The following is a 20982-nucleotide window of genomic DNA, read 5'->3' on the forward strand; positions in this document are numbered from 1 at the left end:
GGCTCAGCGGCCGCCCACGGGATCGGCTCAGCGGCCGCCCGCGGCATCGGCCGGCTTCCAGCGGAAGAGCCGCCGTTCGAGGAAGGCCAGCAGCCCTTCGGCGAGCAGCGCGACCACCGCGAGGATCACCATGGCGGCGTACACTCCGGCCGCGTTGAAGGTGCCCTGGGACGCCGCGACCAGCAGGCCGAGGCCCTTGGTCGCGCCGATGTACTCGCCGACGATCGCGCCGATCAGCGCGAAGCCGAAGCTGACATGCAGGCTGGTGAAGATCCACGAGGTGGCGGAGGGGATCACCACTTGCAGGGTGACCTGGCGGTTGCTCGCGCCGAGGATCCGGGAGTTGGCGACCAGGTCGCGGTCGACCTCCCGTGCGCCCTGGAAGGCGTTGAAGAAGACCGGGAAGAAGACGAGGACGACGGCGGAGGCGACCTTGGAGGCCGGTCCGAGGCCGAACCAGATGAGGAAGATGGGGGCGAGGACGATCCGCGGGAGGGCATTGAGCACCTTGATGTACGGGCCGAGCACATCGGCGAGGAAGCGGATACGGCCGAGCGCGATCCCCAGCACCACACCGCCGATGACACCGATCACCCAGCCGAGCAGCGCCTCGTAGAGCGTGTACCAGATCTGCTCCCACAGCGAGCCCTGCGGGGTGCCGTGCAGCGCCCACTGGCTCATCTGGCCCCAGATCTTCGAGGGCATCGAGAAGTTGAACGCATCGATCACGGCGGCCCGGGACAGCCACTCCCACAGCCCGAGCAGCCCGACGAGCAGCAGCACCCGGGTGCCGTGGACCAGGAATCTGTGCCGGCGCGCGGCCCGTTCCCTGGTCCGGGAGCGCTCCGAACGGCCAGAGCCCGCCGGGGACTTGACCGGGAAAACGGTCTCAGGCGACATCTGCGGCACCCCTCTCGCGAGTGATCCGGACCTCTTCGCCGAGCGAGGACCAGATCTCCCGGTAGATCTCCAGGAAGCGCGGCTCCAGCCGGACCGATTCGACCTTCCGGGGGCGCGGCAGAGCGATCTCGAAGACCTCCTTCACGGTCGCCGGACCGGCGGTCATCACCACGACCTTGTCGGCGAGGGCGATGGACTCCTCCAGGTCGTGGGTGACGAAGACGACGGAGGCGCCGGTACCTGACCACAGCTCCAGGAGTTCGTCCGACATCAGCGCCCGGGTCTGGACGTCGAGCGCGGAGAACGGCTCGTCCATGAGCAGGAGTTCGGGGTCGTTGACGAAGGTCGCGGCGAGAGCGACCCGTTTGCGCTGCCCGCCGGAGAGCTGGTGCGGATAGCGGTCCTCGAAGGCGGCCAGCCCGACCCGGGCCAGCCAGTCCCGCGCCCGCTGCCGGGCCTCGGCCTTCGGCACGCCGCGGAAGCGGGGACCGGCCATCACGTTCGACAGCACGGTGCGCCAGGGGAAGACCGCGTCCTGCTGGAAGACGAACCCGATCTTGTCCCCGATGCCGCGGACCGGCTCACCGCCGACCAGCACCTCGCCTTCCGTGGGCTCCTCCAGGCCGCTGACCAGCGTCAGCGTGGTGGACTTACCGCATCCGGTGGGCCCGACGACCGCGACGAACTCACCGCGCTCGACGACCAGATCCAGGTCCCGGACGGCGGTGTGCAGCGCCCCCGAGGGCGTCCGGAATGCCTTGCTCGTACCCCGCAGTTCGATCGCGGGGCTCGTGTGGCTGCTCATGGCCCGCGAGGCTAGGAGCGATAGGGGCCGCAGCGGCAGCCTTGTGGGCGCAAGCCGCCTTTCTGCGCGCAAACCCTGTTGTGCTCATTTTGCTCACGCTAGAACCACTAAGGGGCTACCAGGGGGTACACAGGTGCTCACGCACGGCTTACGGTGCCGGCACCCCACAAGAAAAAGGAAGATTCGGTTCCGCAAGGGTGCGGAGGGCCGGAGACAAGGGAGACTCCATGCGGATCCGCTGGCCCCGACGGGTCTTTGCGCAGGTACTGACCGCGCAAGTGGCCCTGACCACCGGGGTCATGGTGCTCGCCACCAGTCTCTTCCTCGCCCCGCTCGGCGCCGAGCTGGACGACCAGGCGATGCGCCGGGCACTGTCCATCGCCCAGACCACCGCCGCCGACCCGAACCTCGCCCGGGAGCTGGTCACCACCGCGCCGGACGCCCACGGTCCGGTGCAGGCCGACGCGGAGCGGATCCGTACCGCGACCGGCGCGCTGTACATCGTGGTGATGGACACCCGCGGAGTGCGCTGGTCGCACACCCACCCCGGGGAGATCGGCCGGCATGTCTCCACCGACCCGAGCCGGACCCTCGCCGGACGGCAGGTGCGGCAGATCGACACCGGCACGCTGGGGCGTTCCGCCCGCGCCAAGGTGCCGCTGCGCGACGGCCGCGGCCGGATCATCGGCGCGGTGTCGGTCGGGATCGCCTACGACAGCGTCCGGGAGCGGCTGCTCGGCACCATCCCCGGGCTGCTGCGGTACGCGGGCGCCGCGCTGGCCGTCGGGGTGCTGGCCGCGATCGTGCTCTCCCGCCGGCTGCGCCGCCGTACACACGGGGTGGCGTTCGCCGATATCTCCGCACTGCTCGAAGAGCGGGAGGCGATGCTGCACGGCATCCGCGAGGGCGTGGTCGCCGTCGACCGGCGCGGCCGGATCCGGCTGGTCAATGACGAGGCCGGACGGCTGCTGGGGCTGGACTGCCGGGCCGCCGGCCGGGCGCTGGAGGAGGTGCTGCCGCCGGGCCGTACGACGGAGGTGCTGGCCGGGCGGGTGGCCGGCCCGGATCTGCTGGCCGTCAGCGGCGGCCGGGTGCTGGTCGCCAACCGTATGCCGACCCAGGACGGCGGGGCGGTGGTGACGCTGCGGGACCGTACCGAGCTGGAGTTGCTGGGACGTGAACTGGACAGCACGCAGGGGCTGTTGGACGCCCTGCGGGCCCAGGACCACGAGCACGCCAATCAGTTGCACACCGTGCGCGGGCTGCTGGAGCTCGGCCGGTACGAGAAGGCGGTGGAGTTCGTCACCGAAGTGGCCAGTACGCAGCGGGCGTCCGCGGAGCAGATCGCGGAGCGGGTGGCCGATCCGCTGCTGTCCGCGCTGCTCGTCGGCAAGGCGGCGATCGCGGCCGAACGCGGGGTGTCCCTGCGGGTGTCGCCGTCGACGCTGCTGCCCGACACGGTGGTCGACCCGCGCGACCTGGTGACGGTGCTGGGCAATCTCCTCGACAACGCGCTGGACGCCGCCGCCGAGCGCCGCTGCGCCGAGCCGTTCGTCGAGGTGGAGCTGCGGGCCGAGCGCAGCACCGCCGTACTGCGGGTCTCGGACACCGGGCCGGGGGTGCCGCCGGAGCTACGGGAGCGGATCTTCGCCGAGGGCTGGTCCACCAAGGCCGCGCGGTCCGTCGCCGGGGAGCGCGCGACGGCGGGCCCGGTGACCTTCCACCGGGGCCGGGGCATCGGCCTGGCGCTGGTGCGCCGGCTCGCCGAACGCTATGGCGGGATGGCCAGGGTGACCGCCCGCGCGGGCGGCGGCGCGGTCTTCACCGTCGTCCTGCCCGAGGCCCTCACCCCGGAGGACGTCTCGGCGCGGGGCGCGCCCCGGAGTCCGGAACGCCCGGAACGCCCGGAACGCATGGAGCCACGGAAGCGAAGACCCTTGGGGAGCGGAGCCTCACGATGATCGATGTCCTGGTCGTGGACGATGACTTCCACGTCGCCGAGATCAACGCCGCGTATGTGTCCCAGGTGTCCGGCTTCCGGGTCACCGGCCGCGCGCACACCGCCGCCCAGGCACTGGCCACGCTGGAGCGCACCCATGTCGATCTGGTGCTGCTCGACCACTATCTGCCCGACGAGACGGGCCTGAGCCTGGTCCGGCGGCTGCGGCAGCTCGGCCACCGCACCGACGTGATCATGGTGACGGCGGCCCGGGACGTCGGTACGGTCCAGGACGCGATGCGCTCCGGGGCGCTGCAATATCTCGTCAAGCCGTTCGGCTACTCCGGTCTGCGCACCAAGCTCGACGGCTATGCGGCACTCCGCCGGACCGTCGCGGGGATAGGTGGCCGCGGCGAGGCCGGCCAGGAACAGGTGGACCGGATCTTCGGCGCCTTCCGGACCACCGACTCCCCGCACACCGAGCTCCCCAAGGGCCACTCGGCCGCGACCGTCGACCTGATCCGCCGGGTACTGGGCGCGTCCGGACACCCGCTGTCCGCCCACGAGGTCGCCGAACGCGCCGGCGTCAGCCGCTCCACGGCCCAGCGCTATCTGAAGCACCTCGAACGCAGCGGCCACATCATCCTCACCCTGAAATACGGCGACACCGGGCGCCCCGAACACCGCTACCGCTGGACCGGCACCCACTGACCGCCCCGGTCCGGCGCGCGCCGTCCCGCCGTCGCCGCACAGCCGGCGCTCGCGCGGCCGGCTCGGGCCCCCCGGGGCCTCCACACCCCTTGACCGCGGCCGGAGTTGCTCCCTCCGCCGCTCGTGGCAGCGGGCGCCGGCCGCCCCCTAGGCTGCCGATCATGAAACCAACGACAACCAACGGAACGGACCCCGAGTCCCAGCCCGAGATCCTGGACGGCCGCCAGCTGGCCGCCGACGCAGACCGGGCGGCGGACTTCCCCGAGGCGGCGCACCGGATCCTGGCGGACCTGGTCAGCGGCGGCGCCCCGCTCGGTTGGGTCGACCCGCCCGGACGGGGTGAGGTGGCGGAGCTGGTCGACCGTGTCGTACGCGCCGCCCACACCGGCGACGGGGCGCTACGGGCGGCGTATGCGGGCCCGCGGCTGGTCGGGCTGGGGTACTGGCTGCGCTATGCCCGTCCGACCAATCGGCAGCATGCGGATCTGGAGAAGATCGCGGTGGCCTCCGAGGCTCATGGCCAGGGCCTCGGCCGGTCGCTGACCAGCGCCTTGGTCGAGGATGCGCGGGCTGCGGGGATCGAGGTCCTCACCCTGGACGCGCGGGCCGACAACACCAGGGCACTGACCCTCTACCGGTCGCTCGGCTTCCGTGAGTACGGCCGGCTGCCCGAATTCGTGGCGATGGGCGGACGCCGCTACGACAAGGTCTTCTACATGCTGGACTTCCGCGGCGACGGACGGCGCGACGAGGAATGGCCGCACCCGCAGTAGCGGATGCGGCACGGAGCGACACGAAAGCGGGAGGGGAAGCGCGGGAATCCCCGGATCCGGGCCCGGATCCGGGGATGATCTGCGTCGCACCCCTTGACAGCTCCCCCGACTGGAATCAACGATTCCGGGGTGAACCTGTCAGACAGCCAGACAGCTGGCGAGATGCCCCGTCGGATCAGCGCGATGGAAGCGGTCCTGAACTATCTGCGCAGTGCCATCGAGCGGGGCGAGTACGCGGTCGGGGACAAGCTCCCCTCCGAGGCCGAGCTCTGCCGGCGGCTGGAAGTGAGCAGACCCGTGCTCCGGGAGGCGCTGCGGGCGCTCCAGACCATGGGGCTGACGGTCTCGCGCACCGGCAAGGGCACCTTCGTGATCTCCGACGGCGCCGTGGCGGACCCGACCTTCGGCGACTACGCGGCGAGCGACCTGCTGGAGGTCCGCCGCCATGTGGAGATCCCGGTGGCCGGCTACGCGGCGGTGCGCCACACGACGGAGGATCTCGATCAGCTGAACCATCTGCTGGAGCGGATGGAGCAGGAGACCGACACCACCGCGTGGGTGGCGATGGACAGCCTCTTCCATCTCGCCATCGCCCAGGCCGCCGGCAATCCGGTCTTCCGCCGGGTCATCGAGGAGATCCGCGATGCGCTGGCACGCCAGTCGGCATTCCTCAATGAGCTCGGTGGCCGGCGCGAGCAGTCGAACCGGGAACACCGCGCGATCGTCGAGGCACTCGTCGACCGCTCCGAACACGACGCGGTGGAAGCCATGGCGCACCACCTCGCCCGCGTCGAGACGACGCTGACCACCATCGTGCGGTCGCAGCACCGTACGGCCCCCTCCACGGAAGACGAGGATCACGCGTGAGCGAGCAATCCCTCCGGCAGGCGGAACGGCAGCAACAACAGGGAACCCGGCAGCAGCAGGGCGGGCATGTGGACGCCGGTGACGCCGGCTATCAGAAGTCCCTCACCTCCCGGCACATCAACATGATCGCGATCGGCGGGGCCATCGGCACCGGGCTCTTCCTCGGCGCGGGCGGCCGGCTCGCCAGTGCCGGACCGTCGCTGGCCGTGGCGTACGCGCTCTGCGGTCTGTTCGCCTTCCTCGTGGTGCGGGCGCTGGGCGAGCTGGTGCTGCACCGGCCGTCGTCGGGCGCGTTCGTGTCCTACGCCCGGGAGTTCCTCGGCGAGAAGGGCGCGTTCGTCGCGGGCTGGATGTACTTCCTGAACTGGGCGACCACCGGAATCGCCGACATCACGGCGGTGGCGACGTACACGCACTACTGGGGCATGTTCTCCGAGGTGCCGCAGTGGGTGATCGCGCTGATCGCGCTCGCGGTCGTGCTGACCGTGAATCTGATCTCCGTGAAGATCTTCGGGGAGCTGGAGTTCTGGTTCGCGATCGTCAAGGTCGGTGCGCTGGTCGTCTTCATGCTGATCGGCATCTTCCTGCTCGTCACCCAGCACCCGGTCGCCGGCCACTCCCCCGGCCCCTCGCTGATCACCGACCACGGCGGCATCTTCCCGACCGGGACCCTGGCGATGCTGCTGGTCATCCAGGGTGTGGTGTTCGCCTATGCGTCGGTCGAGCTGGTCGGTGTCACGGCGGGCGAGACCGCGGAGCCGGAGAAGGTCATGCCGAAGGCGATCAACTCCATCATGTGGCGGGTGGCCGTCTTCTACGTAGGCTCGGTGGTCCTGCTGGCGATGCTGCTGCCCTGGAGCGCGTATTCGGCCGGTGAGAGCCCCTTCGTCACCGTGCTGTCCAAGATCGGGATACCGGCCGCGGGCGGCGTGATGAACCTCGTCGTGCTGACCGCCGCGATGTCCAGCCTCAACTCCGGCCTCTACTCCACCGGGCGCATTCTGCGCTCGATGGCGATGTCCGGCTCCGCGCCGCGGTTCACCGGCGTGATGAGCCGCAGCCAGGTCCCGTACGGCGGCATTCTGCTCACCTCGGGCATCTGTGTGCTGGGCGTGGGCCTCAACTACGTCGTGCCGAGCGAGGCGTTCGAGATCGTGCTGAACTTCGCGGCGATCGGCATCCTCAGCACCTGGGCGATGATCATGCTCTGCCATCTGCTCTTCTGGCGGAAGACCCGGGCCGGACTGCTCGTCCGCCCCAGTTATCGGCTCCCCGGCTCGCCGTGGACCGAGTGCGTGACGCTGGCCTTCCTGGCCCTGGTCCTGGTGCTGATGTGGGCCGACGGCGGAGCCGGCCGCACCACCGTGCTGTCGCTGCCGCTGATCGTGGCCGCGCTGGTCGGCGGCTGGTTCCTGGTACGGGGCCGGGTCGGCACCCTCCAGGACGCCGCGGCGGCACAGGCGAGCGGCGAGCACCCGGACACCGCACTCCCTCCTCAGCGCACCGACAACACCCACGCCACAGACAACCCCCACGGCACCGAAAGCACCGAGAACTGATCATGAGTCAGCGCACCACCCTGCCGCCGCACCGCACCGCGGGCGCCCCGCCCGCGGTCCGCGAACCGGCCCATGTCCCCGTCGCCGATGTGATGCGCGCAGGCATCGTCGAGGGCGTCCACCACGGCTCCGTCGTAGTGCTGGCGGCCGACGGGAGCGTGGCATTCCAGGCGGGCGACATCGAGGCCGCGTTCTACCCGCGCTCGGCACTCAAGCCCGTCCAGGCGGTCGGCCTGCTGCGCGCGGGCCTGCCGCCGCTGGATGATCCGTCGCTGGCCCTGGTCGCGGCCAGCCACTCCGGCGAGCAGCAGCATCTGGCCGCGGCCCGGGGCATCCTGACCGCCGGCGACCTGACCGAGGACGAGCTGCGCAACGTCCCCGACCTGCCGTACGACCCCGCCGTACGGGACGAGTGGATCCGGCGCGGACTGGGGCCCACCCGGCTCGCGCAGAACTGCTCGGGCAAGCACGCCGCCATGCTGCTGACCTGCCGCACCCGGGGCTGGGACCTGGACAGCTATCTCGATCCCGGCCACCCGTTGCAGCGGGAACTCGCCGCGGCGGTCGAAGACCTCACCGGCCAGGGCATCGCCCGGGTCACGGTCGACGGCTGCGGCGCCCCGCTGTTCTCCGTCTCCCTCCACGGGCTGACCCGGGCCGCCGCCCGGCTGGCGACCGCCGCCCCCGGCACCGGGGAGGGCCGGGTGGCCCACGCCATGCGCACGCATCCGGAGATGGTGTCCGGCAGCCGGCGGGACGTCGCCCGGCTGGTGCGGGCGGTGCCCGGTCTGCTCGCCAAGGACGGCTTCGAGGGCGTGCAGATCGCGGCCCTGCCGGACGGCCGGGCGGTCGGCGTGAAGATCGCCGACGGCGGTGACCGCGCCCGGATGCCGGTGACGGCGGCGGCCCTGGCGCGCTGCGGCGTCGATCCCGACGTCCTCGCCCCGTTCGCCACCACACCCGTCATCGGGGGCGGCACCCCGGTCGGGGCCCTGCGGGCGACGAAAACCCTTGCCCCGTAATCCATCTGACGCGCCATCGCCTCCCCGCCGGGCACACCCGCCCGGCCTCCTCCCCCTCCGCTCCACCTCACAAAGGACCCGCTGCACCATGACTTCCGCCGGCCACCGCCGCGAACACGATCTGCTCGGCGACCGGGAGATACCCGCCGAGGCGTACTGGGGCGTGCACACCCTGCGCGCCGTGGAGAACTTCCCCATCACCGGTACGCCGATCGCCACCTACCCGCACCTGATCAACGCGCTCGCCGCCGTCAAGGAGGCCGCGGCCCGGGCCAACCAGGACCTCGGGCTGCTCGACACCGAGCGGGCCGACGCGATCGCCGCCGCCTGCCGGGAGATCCGGTCCGGCGGGCAGCTGCACGACCAGTTCGTCGTCGATGTCATCCAGGGCGGCGCCGGGACCTCGACGAACATGAACGCCAACGAGGTGATCGCCAACCGGGCGCTGGAGATCCTGGGCCATGACAAGGGCGACTACCGTCATCTGCACCCCAACGAGCACGTCAATCTGAGCCAGTCGACGAACGACGTCTACCCGACGGCCGTCAACGTCGCCACGATCATCGCCGTACGGGAACTGCTCGATTCGATGGCCGTCCTGCGTACGGCGTTCGCGGCCAAGGCCGAGGAGTTCCGCGACATCCTCAAGATGGGGCGCACCCAGCTCCAGGACGCGGTGCCGATGACCCTGGGCCAGGAGTTCTCGGCGTACGCGGTGATGCTGGAGGAGGACCAGAGCCGGCTGGCGGAGGCGGTCCTCCTCATCCACGAGATCAACCTCGGTGCCACCGCCATCGGCACCGGCCTCAACGCCCCCAAGGGCTACGCCGAGGCGGCCCGCACCCATCTGGCCGCCCTCACCGGGCTGCCGCTGGTCACCGCCGCCAACCTCGTCGAGGCCACCCAGGACTGCGGGGCGTTCGTCCATCTGTCGGGCGTCCTCAAGCGCATCGCCGTCAAGCTCTCGAAGAGCTGCAACGATCTGCGGCTGCTGTCCTCCGGCCCGCGCGCCGGGCTCGCGGAGATCAATCTGCCGCCGGTACAGGCCGGTTCGAGCATCATGCCCGGCAAGGTCAACCCGGTCATCCCCGAGGTCGTCAACCAGGTCGCCTTCGAGGTCATCGGCAACGACGTCACCATCACCATGGCGGCCGAGGCGGGCCAGCTCCAGCTCAATGCCTTCGAGCCGGTCATCCTGCACTCCCTCTCGGAGAGCATCACCCATCTCGGGGCGGCCTGCCGCACCCTCGCCGAGCGCTGCGTGGCGGGCATCACCGCCAACACCGAGACGCTCTTGGCCAGTGTGCAGAACTCCATCGGCCTGGTCACCGCCCTCAACCCGCACATCGGCTACACCGCCGCCACCGCGATCGCCAAGGAGGCGCTCGCCACCGGACGCGGCGTCGCCGAACTCGTCCTGGAACAAGGGCTGCTCCCGGCCGACCGGCTCGCGGCCCTGCTGCGCCCGGAGGAAATCGCCGGTACGGGCGGTGACTTGAGCACGGTCTGAATCCGCCCCACCCGGAGCAGGTCAGCCGAACGGTTCCGGCACCGGGGCCACGTCACACAGGATCTCGACCGGTGACCGACCGTGAGCAGGGCGCCCGTGGTGCCGTCCGGAGGGGGCCGGAATCGCCGTGGCCCGCTCCCGGACGTGCTCCCGGGGCGGGTTCCGGCGCACGATGAGGAGGAGTGCACCTGTCTGACGGCCGGCCCCGGGCGGTCGGCAGGCAGGATGGTCACCGACGCTCCCGGCCGGATGAGACGGGCCGGGCGCCGGAACCAGGTCCTGAAGACACCGCACGAGAGAGAAGAGATCCGCATGCGTATCGCGCTGTGCCAGATGACGGCAACGAACGATCCGAAGGAGAACCTCGCGATCGTCCAGGACCAGGTCCGCCGTGCGGCACGCGAGGGGGCCCGGCTGGCAGTTCTTCCGGAGGCGGCCATGGTGCGGTTCGGGGCGGCGCTCGGGCAGGTGGCCGAGCCGCTGGACGGGCCGTGGGCGGAGGGGGTGCGGGCGGTGGCCCGGGAGACCGGCGTGACCGTGGTGGCGGGCATGTTCACCCCGGCGGACGACGGGCGGGTGACCAACACCCTGCTGGCCACCGGGCCCGGGGTCGAGGAGTTCTACGACAAGATCCATCTGTATGACGCCTTCGGGTTCCGGGAGTCCGACGCGGTCGCCCCCGGTAAGCGCGTGGTGACCATCGATGTCGACGGGGTCCGGGTGGGCCTGGCGACCTGCTACGACCTGCGCTTCCCCGAACTCTTCCGGGCCCACGCCGACGCGGGGGCCACGGTGTCGGTGCTGCCCGCCGCCTGGGCCGCGGGACCGGGCAAGCGCGCACAGTGGGACCTGCTGGTGCGGGCGCGCGCCCTGGACGCGACGGTCTGGCTGGCGGCGGTCAATCAGGCCGCCCCGGATCCGCAGGCCGACCCGGAGGCCCCCACCAAGGCGCCGACCGGTGTCGGGCACAGCGCGCTGATCGGCCCCGACGGGACCGTACGCGGACAGCTGGGCGACCGGCCGGACCTGCTCGTCGGGGACGTGGACACCGAGGAGACCGCCCGGGTGCGGCGGGCGGTGGCGGTGCTGGACAACCGGAGCCTGTAGGCGGGCCCGGGCCCGTGCACCGCGTCCGCCGTCCCTGACGGGGCGTCAACCCGGGACGCGCCGCAGCCGCTCAGCGGTCGGTGCGGATCACCACCGCCAGCGTGCGCGGACCGTGCACCCCCTCGACCCGCTCCAGCTCGATGTCAGAGGTGGCCGAGGGGCCGCTGATCAGGGTGATCGGATGCTCCGGCGTCAACTGCGCCACCGCCTCCGGCACTCCGGTCCGCACCGACGACAGCTCGACGACACAGACATGCAGATCGGGGACGAGGGTCAGTGCGCGCCGCCCCTGATCCGCGGCGGCGCCGTCCAGGAAGATGGTGCCGGTCTCGGCGCAGCTGACGGCGGAGCCCGTCACCACCCCGTCCAGCGCATCGAGCGAGGGCGCCGGCACCTCCGCGGAATCCGTCACGGTCTCCCCGTCGAACCCGGCCAGCCAGGCCGGATCGAGCCCCGGGGGCACCCCGATCTTCCGTGCACCGTGCGTATGCAGCACCTCGGCGAGCACCGCCGCGGTGGTTGCGGCGGTGCAGGTGCGGACCTGTGCCCGGTAGTCGACGAGCCGGTCGACGAAGAGAGCGAGCCGCTCCTCGTCGGGGAGCGAGCGGCCGGTGCGATAGCCGCGGGGGACGGTCACTTCGGGCCCGTCGGAGAGGGCCAGGGCGTCCCGGACACGGCGGAGCACCGTCTCCCGTGCGGTCGCGGTCATGATTCCTCCTGCGGGGCGTCGTCGGTGTGCGGGGCGTCGTCGGTGTGCCGGGCGCCTTCTTCGGCCGCGGCCCGCATCGCGGCGGCGCCCTCGGCGGAGGCGAACCAGGAGCGGAAGGTCTGCTTGGGCGGGGCGGGAGTGTCCCGGCTGTCGCTCCAGCCGTTGAGCGGCGGGGGCAGACGGGAGAGGGTGCCGTCCCGCCCCGCCGGCACACGTCCGAGCCCGGCCGCCTTCTGGGCGGCGGTGAACAGCCCGGGCCGCTTCATGACCGCGGCCGCGGCCTTCATCGCCAGCTTCTCCGCGGTCGTTCCGGACTGTTCGGTGTGCTGGTGGCGCAGCTCGACGAGGAGCGACGGAATGTCGATCTTCACCGGGCAGGCGTCGAAGCAGGCTCCGCACAGGCTGGAGGCGTACGGCAGCGAGCTGTTGGGATCGTTCTTGGCGCCGTGCATACCGGCCAGCTGCGGGGTGAGCACCGCACCGATCGGGCCGGGGTACGTCGATCCGTAGGCATGGCCGCCCGTCCGCTCGTAGACCGGGCAGACGTTGAGACAGGCCGAGCAGCGGATGCAGTTGAGGGCCGCGCGCCCGATCCGGTCCGCGAGCGCCGCCGTCCGCCCGTTGTCGAGCAGCACGAGATGGAACTCCTGCGGGCCGTCGCCCGGCGTCACGCCCGTCCACAGCGAGGTGTAGGGGTTCATCCGCTCACCGGTCGAGGAGCGCGGGAGCAACTGGAGGAAGACCTCCAGGTCCTGGAAGCGGGGCAGGACCTTCTCGATGCCCATGACGGTGATCAGCATCTCGGGCAGGGTCAGACACATCCGGCCGTTGCCCTCGGACTCGACCACCGCCAGGGTGCCGGTCTCGGCGATGCCGAAGTTGGCGCCGGAGACGGCCACCTTGGTCGTCATGAACTTCTCGCGCAGGAACGCGCGCGCCGCGGCGGCGAGCCGGGCGGGGTCGGCGTCCAATGCGGGGTCGACGCCCGGGATGTGCCGGAGGAAGATCTCCCTGATCTCCTCGCGGTTGCGGTGGATCGCGGGCACCAGGATGTGTGACGGCCGGTCGTCGGCGAGCTGCACGATCAGCTCGGCCAAGTCGGTTTCCAGCGCCGCGATTCCCTGGCTCGCCAGATGCTCGTTGAGGCCGATCTCCTGCGTGGCCATCGACTTGACCTTGAGGATCTCGTCGCTGCCGGTCTCCCGCACCAGCCGGGTGACGATCTCGTTCGCCTCGACGCCGTCCCGTGCCCAGTGGACGGTGCCGCCGCGCTCGGTGACCTTCCGCTCCAGCTGCTCCAGCAGTTCGGGCAGCCGGTTCATGGTGTCGGTCTTGATCGCCGAGCCGGTGTCGCGCAGCTGCTCCCAGTCGGGCAGTTCGCCGGTGACGGCGAGCCGCTTGGCGCGGATGGAGTGGGTGGCCTTGCCCAGGTTGCGGCGCAGTTGCTCGTTGCCCAACTCGTCATGGGCGGCCCGGGGGAAGCTGCGCTCACCGCGCAGATGGCCCGTCCCGTACGGGGAGCGTGGGGGGACGGCCGGCATGCCGAGGAAGGTGCCCTGCGTCGCGGGGCCGGTCGGACTGCTCATCGGGCGGCCTCCGTCAGGACGTGCGGCGCGGTGCGGGTGGCAGCGAGGATCTGGGCCAGGTGCAGGGTCCGCTTACCGGACCTGATGCGCGAGAGACCACCGCCGATATGCATCAGACAGGACGAGTCGCCCGCCGTGCACACCGCGGCCCCGGTGCCGGTGATGTGGTCCATCTTGTCCCGCAGCATCGCGGTGGAGGTCTCGGCGTTCTTGACCGCGAAGGTGCCTCCGAAGCCGCAGCAGGCGTCGGCCTCGGGCAGCTCCACCAGGTCGATGCCCTCGACGGCGCGCAGCAGCCGCAGCGGCTTCTCGCCGACCCGCAGCATCCGCAGCGAGTGACAGGTGGGGTGGTAGGTCACCCGGTGCGGGAAGTACGCGCCGACGTCGGTCAGGTCGAGGACATCGACGAGGAACTCGGACAGCTCGTACGTCTTGGTCCGTACGGCGGCCACACCGGCGCGGAGGGCCGCGTCCCCGTAGCGTTCGGCGACGATCTCGTGCTGATGACGGACCGAGCCCGCGCAGGAGCCCGACGGCACCACCACGGCCTCGATCGCCGGGTCGCCGAACTGTTCGGCGAAGTTCCGCACCAGCGGCACCGGTTCACGCTGGTAGCCGGTGTTGACATGCATCTGGCCGCAGCAGGTCTGCTGCGGCGGGAAGACCACGTCATGGCCCAGACGGGCCAGGAGTACCGCGGTGGATTTCACCGCCTCCGGGAAGAGCGTGTCTCCCAGACAGGTGGCGAAGAGGGCGATGCGCATAGAGCCTCCCTGGCGCTTATGGTCCGACCATACTCCCCTCGAACCGAGAGAGAAAAGTAAGGACGCAGTTTGGTCCGACCTTATTGACATGCGACATCTTCGGTGGGCTACTGAGGGCCGATCGTCAGCCACACGGCGCCGCGATGGCCGGAACGGGACGTTCACCACCGGCCGGACGGCGCGCAGAACTCGATGAGGAGCACTCCGTGGCCACCACTCCGCCCGCTGCCCTGGCGGCCTACACCCCCGACGTGGCCGCCGTCGGGGACAGCCTCACCACCACCGCGCTACTGGGCCTGGCGCCCCTGGCGACCTTCTTCCTGCTGCTGATGGCGGCCAAGCGCTCCGCGCTGCACTCCGCCCTCGGCGCCCTGCTGACCGCACTCCTGGTCGCGGTCCTCGGCTACGGCATGCCGCTGCGGCTCGGCGCGCTGTCCGCCACCCAGGGCGCCGCCTTCGGCCTCTTCCCGGTGATGCTGATCGTCGTGTCGGCCATCTGGTTCTACGAACTCACCGTGGTCAGCCACCGTTTCGACGATCTGCGCCGCTCCTTCAACGCCGTCGGCCGCGGCGATCTGCGCATCCAGGCCATGCTCATCGCGTTCTGCTTCGGCGGACTGCTCGAAGCCCTGGCCGGCTTCGGCGCGCCCGTCGCGATCACCGCCGCCATGCTGATGGCGCTCGGGCTGCCCCGGCTCACCTCGGCCGTCACCGTCCTGGTCGCCAACACCGCACCGGTCGCCTTCGGCGCCATGGCCATCCCCATCACCACCGCGGGCAACCTCACCGGCATCCCCGCGGAGTCCCTCGCCGCGGTCATCGGCCGGCAGAGCCCGCTGCTCGCCCTCTTCGTTCCGCAGCTGCTGCTCTTCCTCGTCGACGGCCGGCGCGGTCTGCGGCAGCTGTGGCCCATCGCCCTGGCCACCGGCACCGTCTTCGCCCTGGCCCAGTTCTGGTGCTCGGCCCACTTCGCCTACGAACTCACCGATGTCGTCGCCGCGCTCGCCGGCTTCGGCGCCGCGGTGGTCATGCTGCGCTTCTGGACCCCCACGACACCGGACGACCAGCGCTCCCAGGTCACGGCCGAACCGCTGACTCGCCGCCGCACCTTCCTGGCCGTACTGCCGTACCTCCTGGTCATTGCGGTCTTCGCGCTCGCCAAGCTCGACATCGGCGGACTCGACATACCCGGGCTGCTCGGCTCCCTCACCGTCCAGCTCGACTGGCCCGGCCTCTACGGCAACCTCCTCGCCCCCGACGGCTCGCCCGCCGGCAGCGCCGTCTACAAGCTGGAGGTCCTGGCCAATCCCGGCACCCTGCTGCTGCTCTCCGGGCTCCTGGTGATGCTGATCTACAGCCGCGCGAAGGACGCCGACCGCTTCCCGATGACCGCCCGCTCGGGACTGTCCTGCGCCGGGCGCACCCTGCGGAACATGCGCACCGCCATCGCCACGGTCGCCACCGTGATGGCCCTGAGCTACGTCATGAACCAGTCGGGGCAGACCCTCGCCATCGGCACCTGGCTCGCCGCCGCGGGCGGGCTCTTCGCCCTGCTCTCCCCCGTCCTCGGCTGGCTCGGCACCGCCGTGACCGGCTCGGACACCTCGTCGAACGCTCTGTTCGCCACCCTCCAGCAGACCGCCGGGAAGACCGCGGGCATCGACCCGACCCTGCTGGTGGCCGCCAACACCACGGGCGGCGTGGTCGGCAAGCTGATCAGCCCGCAGAACCTGACCATCGCGGCCACCGCGGTGGAACGGCCCGGCACCGAGCGGATCCTGCTGCGCAAGGTCGCCGGCTACAGCGTCGCGATGCTGGCGGTGCTGTGCGTGCTGGTCTATCTCCAGTCGCTGCCGGTGCTGTCCTGGATGCTGCCGTAGGCGTACGGGAGGAGGCGGGTGGGGAAGGGCGGCGGCGGGCCTAGCGGTCCGCGCCCGCCCGGCCCTCTTCCTCCTGCTCCCGCTCCCGCTCCTGCTCCTGCTCCGTCGGGGCGTTCTCGTCGACCAGCCGGCCGTGGAAGCCGCGGATATGCACCTCGGCCAGATCGGCGGCCTCGGCGCCCTTGCCGGCCCGTACCAGCCGCAGCAGCTCGGTGTGCTCGGCGTTCAGTGCCGCCGCCGTGGCCGGCCAATCCTCCGCCGTCTCCAGCGCCCGCAGGATCAGCGGACGCACCGACTCCCGCACGGCCGAGGTGAGGGTGGAGGTCAGCTGGTTACCCGAGCTGCGCGCGATGGCGACATGGAACCGGGTGTCCAGGTCGTTGAAGTCGGCGGCCCCCACGCCGGGCTCGCGCATCCGGTCCAGGAGCGCTTCCGCCTCGTCGAGGTCCTGCGCCGAGGCATGCTCCGCGGCCGCCTCGAAGCTGGAGCGCTCCAGGACCACCCGGGCCTCCAGCACATCGTGCAGCCGGTAACTGCCCAGGGCGAAGTGCAGGCGCAGCAGCCGGCCCAGCGCATCGTCCGGGTTGCGTACGATCCGGGCCCCGGCGTCCGGCCCGCGCCCGGGCTGGGCGACCAGCACCCCGATCGTCTCCAGCACCCGCAGCGCCTCGCGCAGCGCGGACCGGCTGACGCCCAGGACCGGCGCCAGCTCGCGTTCGGGCGGCAGACGGTCTCCGGCCTTGAGTTCACCGGCGAGCACCCGCTCCTCGATGCGCTCCAGCACGAGCTCATGCGTGCGCGACTGCCGCACAGGTCGCCATTCGGCGGTCATCCCCAACTCCCCGGCTCGGCCCTCATGCTCCCGTGCAAAAACTATGTCACACAGGACGTGTGGTCGGACCACACTGCCGGACGCTGCGGAGAGCTCGGCCGAGGGCCGTGCGTACGGCCGTCACGGCAGGTCAGACCCCCAGGTCAGACCTCCAGGTCCAGCCGCGGCCCGTCGCGCCGGGTCGGCTCGCGGCGGAGCAGCTGCTCCTGGGCGGTGGTCGCGATCCGGTCGAGGACCCGGCGGCGCAGTGCGTCGGGCGGGGTGACCGCTTCCGCATCGGCCAGACACGCGACGGTGGCCTCCAGGTCGGCGACCTCCCGGGTGCAGGCGTCGCAGCCGGCCAGGTGGGTGGCGAAGGCCGCCGCCTCCTCGGGCGGCAGGGCATGCAGAACATACGCCCCGACCGCCTCGTGCGGATCTTCGGCAGCAGACATCAGTCGCCTCCCATACAGACGCGCAGTCTCCGCAGGCCGGTGCGCATCCTCGTCTTGACCGTGCCCGCGGGGGTGGACAGGGCCTCGGCGACCTCCGCGTAGGTCATGCCCTGGTAGTAGGCGAGGACCAGCGGCAGGCGCTGGGAGTTGCCGAGGCCGGCCAGACAGCGGTAGACCTGCGCCCGTTCCTCCCGCTCCTCGACGGCCTCCACCACTTCGTCGAACGGGGTCTGGTGGGCCAGCTGCGCGGCCTTCCGCTCGCGTTCCGCGCCGGCCCGCACCGATCGCACCCGTTCCACCGCCCGCCGGTGGGCCAGCGTCAGAACCCAGGACTTCGCGGCACCGCGCTCGGGACGGAACCGGTCGGCCTTCCGCCACACCTCGATCATCACGTCCTGAGTCACCTCTTCAGCCTGCGCCTCATCCCGCAGGATCCGGTAGGCCAGGCCCATGACGGGCACCGCGAGGGCGTCGTACACGCCGACGAACGCGGGCTCGTCACCCAGGGCGACGCGCACGAGCAGTTCGTCCACGAGACGGTCCGCGGCAGACCGCTCCGGAGGCCGGGGCCCCTCGGGTGCGGTGTGCGAAATGCGCCTCACGACGTATCGACCGTCCCCTCGTCAATCCGGTGCGGCCCGGGTCCCCGGGATGGAGCGCGCCGGGACGCGTTGCCCCGTATCGGCCGCGCCCTCCCAGGCTGACGTTCCCTCACGCGGAACGCAGCCGGTCGGGGCCCGTTCGACTGAGGGGGCGCCCTGGCCCGCGCACCGTGCCGCTCGGCGGGCCGTCGTGTGCCAGACGCGGACGACGCCCGTGCACCAGGCCGGTAAGGGGCGCGAAGCAGCAGGTCATCGCCGCTGTGGAGCTCTTGCGTAAGGGAACGGGGAGATCCCCGCAGGAGAAAATGCGCATATGGCGCAATCCACACCCGTACGGGCCTCGAATACACATTAGGAACTGCCCGTGCGACGCCAATCGAGCGCCTGCGGGACCCGGTAACGGGACAACGGTCGTCGGCGCTTGTCAGGGAGGTCGCCATGGTCGGAGAGCCGGTCGAAGAACTGACCTCGTATCCGGAGGAATCCCCGGCCGGACAATGCGGCGCGGACGGTCCGACCCCCGGTGTCGAGGCCGCCCTCGCCGTCACGCTGGCCGAGGTCATGGGTACGGGGCGGGCGCCGGTGGACCGGCATTTCTTCGACGACCTGGGCGCCGACTCCTTGGTGATGGCACATTTCTGTGCGCGGGTCAGGAAGCGTGCCGATCTGCCGCCGGTGTCGATGAAGGACATCTACCGGTATCCGACGATCCGGGCGCTGGCCACGGCGTTGGCGGGCTCCCCACCCGCTCTCCCGGTCGAGACCCCGCCCCCGGCACCGACTCCCCCGTCGGCGCCGGCTCCCGCTGTCAGGGGCACCTCGCGGTACGTGCTGTGCGGAGCGCTGCAACTGCTGACGTTCCTCGGGTACACCTCTCTCATCGCGGTCGCCACCGCCTGGGGTTATGCGTGGATCGCCGCCGGATCCGGCATGTTCGGCAGATATCTGCGGTCGGTGCTGTGCGGCGCGGCCGGACTGCTGTTGTTGTGCGCGCTTCCGATCCTGGTGAAGTGGGTCCTCATCGGCCGGTGGAAGCCCCGGCAGTTCCGCGTCTGGAGCCTGCCGTACGTCCGCTTCTGGGTCGTCAAGACGCTGATCCGCGCGAACCCGCTGGTGCTGTTCGTCGGTTCGCCGCTCTACACGCTCTATCTCCGGGCCCTGGGCGCGAGCATCGGACGCGGCGTCACGGTCTTCTCGCGCAATGTGCCGGTGTGCACCGATCTGCTGGCCCTCGGCGACGGCACCGTCATCCGCAAGGACGCGTTCCTCAACTGCTACCGGGCGCAGGCCGGTGTGCTGCAGACGGGCACCGTGGTCCTCGGGAAGAACGTGGTCATCAGCGAGGCCACGGTGCTCGACATCGAGACAGCCATGGGTGACGGGACGCAGCTCGGCCATGCCTCGTCGCTGCACAGCGGGCAGGTGGTGCCGGACGGCGAACACTGGCACGGATCACCGGCCCAGCGGACCGACGTGGACTACCGCGTGGTGGGACCGGCCCGTTGCGGCGCCTTGCGCAGGACGGTGCACAGCGCACTCCAGTTGGCGACCGTGCTGCTGCTGTACGTGCCGCTGGCGGTCGGCGGGGTGGGCATCCTGCTGGCCGAGGCGCCGCAGCTCAGCGCGGTCCTGGAACCCGGCCCCACGGCGCTGGCCGACGGTTCGTTCTACGTGGACGCCCTGCTGGTGTCCTTGCTCTTCTTCGCCGCCGTGCCGCTCGGGCTGCTCTTCCAGGCCACGGTCCCCCGGCTGCTCAGCCGGACCATCACCCCGGGCAAGGTCTATCCGCTGTACGGCTTCCACTACGGGGTGCACCGGCTGATCGCCCTCACCACCAACCGGAAGTTCCTGATGCGGCTGTTCGGCGACAGCTCCGCCATCGTGCACTACCTGCGGGGCCTCGGCTATGACCTCTCCCGGATCGAACAGACCGGGTCGAACTTCGGCACCGAGGTCAAGCACGAGACGCCGTACCTGAGTTCCGTCGGCAGCGGGACGATGGTCGCCGACGGTCTGTCCGTCATGAACGCCGACTTCTCGGACACCTCCTTCCGCGTCTGCCGGACCTCGATCGGACCGCGCAATTTCCTCGGGAACCGGATCGCCTACCCCTCGCGGGGAAAGACGGGCGACAACTGCCTGCTCGCGACGAAGGTGATGGTCCCGGTCGACGGCGAGGTCCGGGAGGGCGTCGGGCTGCTCGGCTCGCCCAGCTTCGAGATTCCCCGCTCGGTCCAGCGGGACAGCACCTTCGACCAGCTGAAGAACGGCGAGCAGCTGCGCCGCCACCTCGCCGCCAAGAACCGGCACAACGCCGCCACCATGGGGCTCTACCTCCTGACGCGGTGGCTCTACTTCTTCTGGGCCACCCTGCTCGTGGCGGTCGCCGCCGAGCTCTATGACTCCCTCGGCGCCTTGGCGATCGCGCTGGGCAACGTCCTGGTGCTGGTGTCCGGTGTCGTCTACTTCGTGCTGGTCGAACGGGCCGTGACGGCGTTCCATCCGCTGAGCCCGCTGTTCTGCTCGATCTACGATCCGCGTTTCTGGCGGCGCGAACGCTTCTGGAAGGTGCCCTCGGAGAGCTATCTGCTGCTCTTCAACGGCACCCCGTTCAAGAACCTGATCTGGCGGCTGCTGGGCGTCCGGATCGGCCGCAGGGTTTTCGACGACGGCTGCTATCTGACCGAGCGGACCCTGGCCGCGATCGGGGACGGCTGCACCCTCAACGTGGGGAGTGTCGTCCAGTGCCACTCGCAGGAGGACGGCACCTTCAAGTCCGACCGCAGCACGCTCGGCGCGGGCTGCACGCTCGGCGTCGGTGCCTTCGTCCATTACGGGGTGGCCCTGGGGGACGGCGCGGTGCTCGCGCCCGACTCGTTCCTCATGAAGGGCGAGGCCGTCCCGCCGGATGCGCACTGGGGCGGCAATCCGGCCCGGCAGACCAGCGGCCAGGACAACGGCGAGGGCTGGAGGTAGGAGCCG

The 20982-nt window shown here is 71.1% G+C and carries 18 protein-coding genes; 10 read left to right on the top strand and 8 right to left on the bottom strand.

Annotated elements, in window-relative coordinates:
* Positions 1-27: 27 nt before the first annotated feature.
* Both CP981_RS03440 and CP981_RS03445 read right to left on the bottom strand, forming a co-directional pair.
* Complete coding sequence (locus CP981_RS03440) at positions 28-900, bottom strand: ABC transporter permease (RefSeq protein ID WP_085923647.1); 873 nt, start codon at positions 898-900, stop codon at positions 28-30.
* Complete coding sequence (locus tag CP981_RS03445) at positions 890-1705, bottom strand: ABC transporter ATP-binding protein (protein WP_085923570.1); 816 nt, start codon at positions 1703-1705, stop codon at positions 890-892. Before CP981_RS03445 ends, CP981_RS03440 begins: the two co-directional genes overlap by 11 nt.
* 227 nt (positions 1706-1932) lie before the next feature.
* On the opposite strand from CP981_RS03445, the gene CP981_RS03450 reads away from it, so the two are divergent.
* From CP981_RS03450 to CP981_RS03485, 8 genes are all read left to right on the top strand, one after another.
* Positions 1933-3666 (top strand): sensor histidine kinase, encoded by a 1734-nt coding sequence (locus CP981_RS03450; protein ID WP_085923571.1) that lies wholly within the window; start codon positions 1933-1935, stop codon positions 3664-3666.
* On the top strand, positions 3663-4355 hold the full coding sequence (locus tag CP981_RS03455) for a response regulator (protein ID WP_085923572.1): 693 nt from the start codon (positions 3663-3665) through the stop codon (positions 4353-4355). The genes CP981_RS03450 and CP981_RS03455 overlap by 4 nt, the downstream gene beginning before the upstream one ends.
* A gap of 161 nt (positions 4356-4516) precedes the next feature.
* Positions 4517-5128, top strand: a complete 612-nt coding sequence (locus tag CP981_RS03460; RefSeq protein ID WP_085923573.1) for a GNAT family N-acetyltransferase — start codon at positions 4517-4519, stop codon at positions 5126-5128.
* A 129-nt stretch (positions 5129-5257) separates the two neighbouring features.
* Positions 5258-5995, top strand: a complete 738-nt coding sequence (locus CP981_RS03465) for a FadR/GntR family transcriptional regulator (RefSeq protein ID WP_085923574.1) — start codon at positions 5258-5260, stop codon at positions 5993-5995.
* Positions 5992-7554 (top strand): amino acid permease, encoded by a 1563-nt coding sequence (locus tag CP981_RS03470; RefSeq protein WP_244329530.1) that lies wholly within the window; start codon positions 5992-5994, stop codon positions 7552-7554. The genes CP981_RS03465 and CP981_RS03470 overlap by 4 nt, the downstream gene beginning before the upstream one ends.
* 2 nt (positions 7555-7556) lie before the next feature.
* Complete coding sequence (locus CP981_RS03475) at positions 7557-8576, top strand: asparaginase (protein WP_085923575.1); 1020 nt, start codon at positions 7557-7559, stop codon at positions 8574-8576.
* A gap of 88 nt (positions 8577-8664) precedes the next feature.
* Entirely contained in the window at positions 8665-10086 is a 1422-nt protein-coding gene (gene aspA / locus CP981_RS03480; protein ID WP_085923576.1) for an aspartate ammonia-lyase, read from the top strand.
* Between the two features lie 312 nt (positions 10087-10398).
* Entirely contained in the window at positions 10399-11193 is a 795-nt protein-coding gene (locus tag CP981_RS03485; protein WP_085923648.1) for a carbon-nitrogen hydrolase family protein, read from the top strand.
* A 70-nt stretch (positions 11194-11263) separates the two neighbouring features.
* On the opposite strand, the gene CP981_RS03490 is transcribed toward CP981_RS03485, so the two are convergent.
* The 3 genes from CP981_RS03490 to CP981_RS03500 are packed head-to-tail and all read right to left on the bottom strand — an operon-like array spanning position 11264 to position 14252.
* Positions 11264-11902, bottom strand: a complete 639-nt coding sequence (locus CP981_RS03490) for a LutC/YkgG family protein (RefSeq protein WP_085923577.1) — start codon at positions 11900-11902, stop codon at positions 11264-11266.
* Entirely contained in the window at positions 11899-13488 is a 1590-nt protein-coding gene (locus CP981_RS03495; RefSeq protein ID WP_085923578.1) for a LutB/LldF family L-lactate oxidation iron-sulfur protein, read from the bottom strand. The genes CP981_RS03490 and CP981_RS03495 overlap by 4 nt, the downstream gene beginning before the upstream one ends.
* Positions 13485-14252: a (Fe-S)-binding protein gene (locus CP981_RS03500; RefSeq protein WP_085923579.1), complete on the bottom strand. Its 768-nt coding sequence runs from the start codon at positions 14250-14252 to the stop codon at positions 13485-13487. Before CP981_RS03500 ends, CP981_RS03495 begins: the two co-directional genes overlap by 4 nt.
* A 206-nt stretch (positions 14253-14458) precedes the next feature.
* On the opposite strand from CP981_RS03500, the gene CP981_RS03505 reads away from it, so the two are divergent.
* The gene (locus tag CP981_RS03505) at positions 14459-16132 is read left to right on the top strand and encodes an L-lactate permease (RefSeq protein ID WP_208852886.1); all 1674 of its coding nucleotides are present in this window, start codon (positions 14459-14461) and stop codon (positions 16130-16132) included.
* Between the two features lie 40 nt (positions 16133-16172).
* On the opposite strand, the gene CP981_RS03510 is transcribed toward CP981_RS03505, so the two are convergent.
* The 3 genes from CP981_RS03510 to sigK form a co-directional block, all read right to left on the bottom strand.
* A complete protein-coding gene (locus CP981_RS03510; protein WP_085923581.1) occupies positions 16173-16964 on the bottom strand; it encodes a FadR/GntR family transcriptional regulator in 792 nt (263 codons plus the stop codon).
* Between the two features lie 143 nt (positions 16965-17107).
* A complete protein-coding gene (locus CP981_RS03515; RefSeq protein ID WP_085923582.1) occupies positions 17108-17398 on the bottom strand; it encodes a zf-HC2 domain-containing protein in 291 nt (96 codons plus the stop codon).
* Positions 17398-17991, bottom strand: coding sequence for an ECF RNA polymerase sigma factor SigK (gene sigK, locus CP981_RS03520; protein ID WP_085923649.1), 594 nt, complete (start codon positions 17989-17991; stop codon positions 17398-17400). The genes CP981_RS03515 and sigK overlap by 1 nt, the downstream gene beginning before the upstream one ends.
* Positions 17992-18438: 447 nt before the next feature.
* Between sigK and CP981_RS03525 the strand changes: the two genes are divergently transcribed.
* Positions 18439-20976, top strand: coding sequence for a Pls/PosA family non-ribosomal peptide synthetase (locus CP981_RS03525; RefSeq protein WP_107429511.1), 2538 nt, complete (start codon positions 18439-18441; stop codon positions 20974-20976).
* Positions 20977-20982: the final 6 nt, after the last annotated feature.

The sequence above is a fragment of the Streptomyces platensis genome (assembly GCF_008704855.1).
Lineage (GTDB): Bacteria > Actinomycetota > Actinomycetes > Streptomycetales > Streptomycetaceae > Streptomyces > Streptomyces platensis.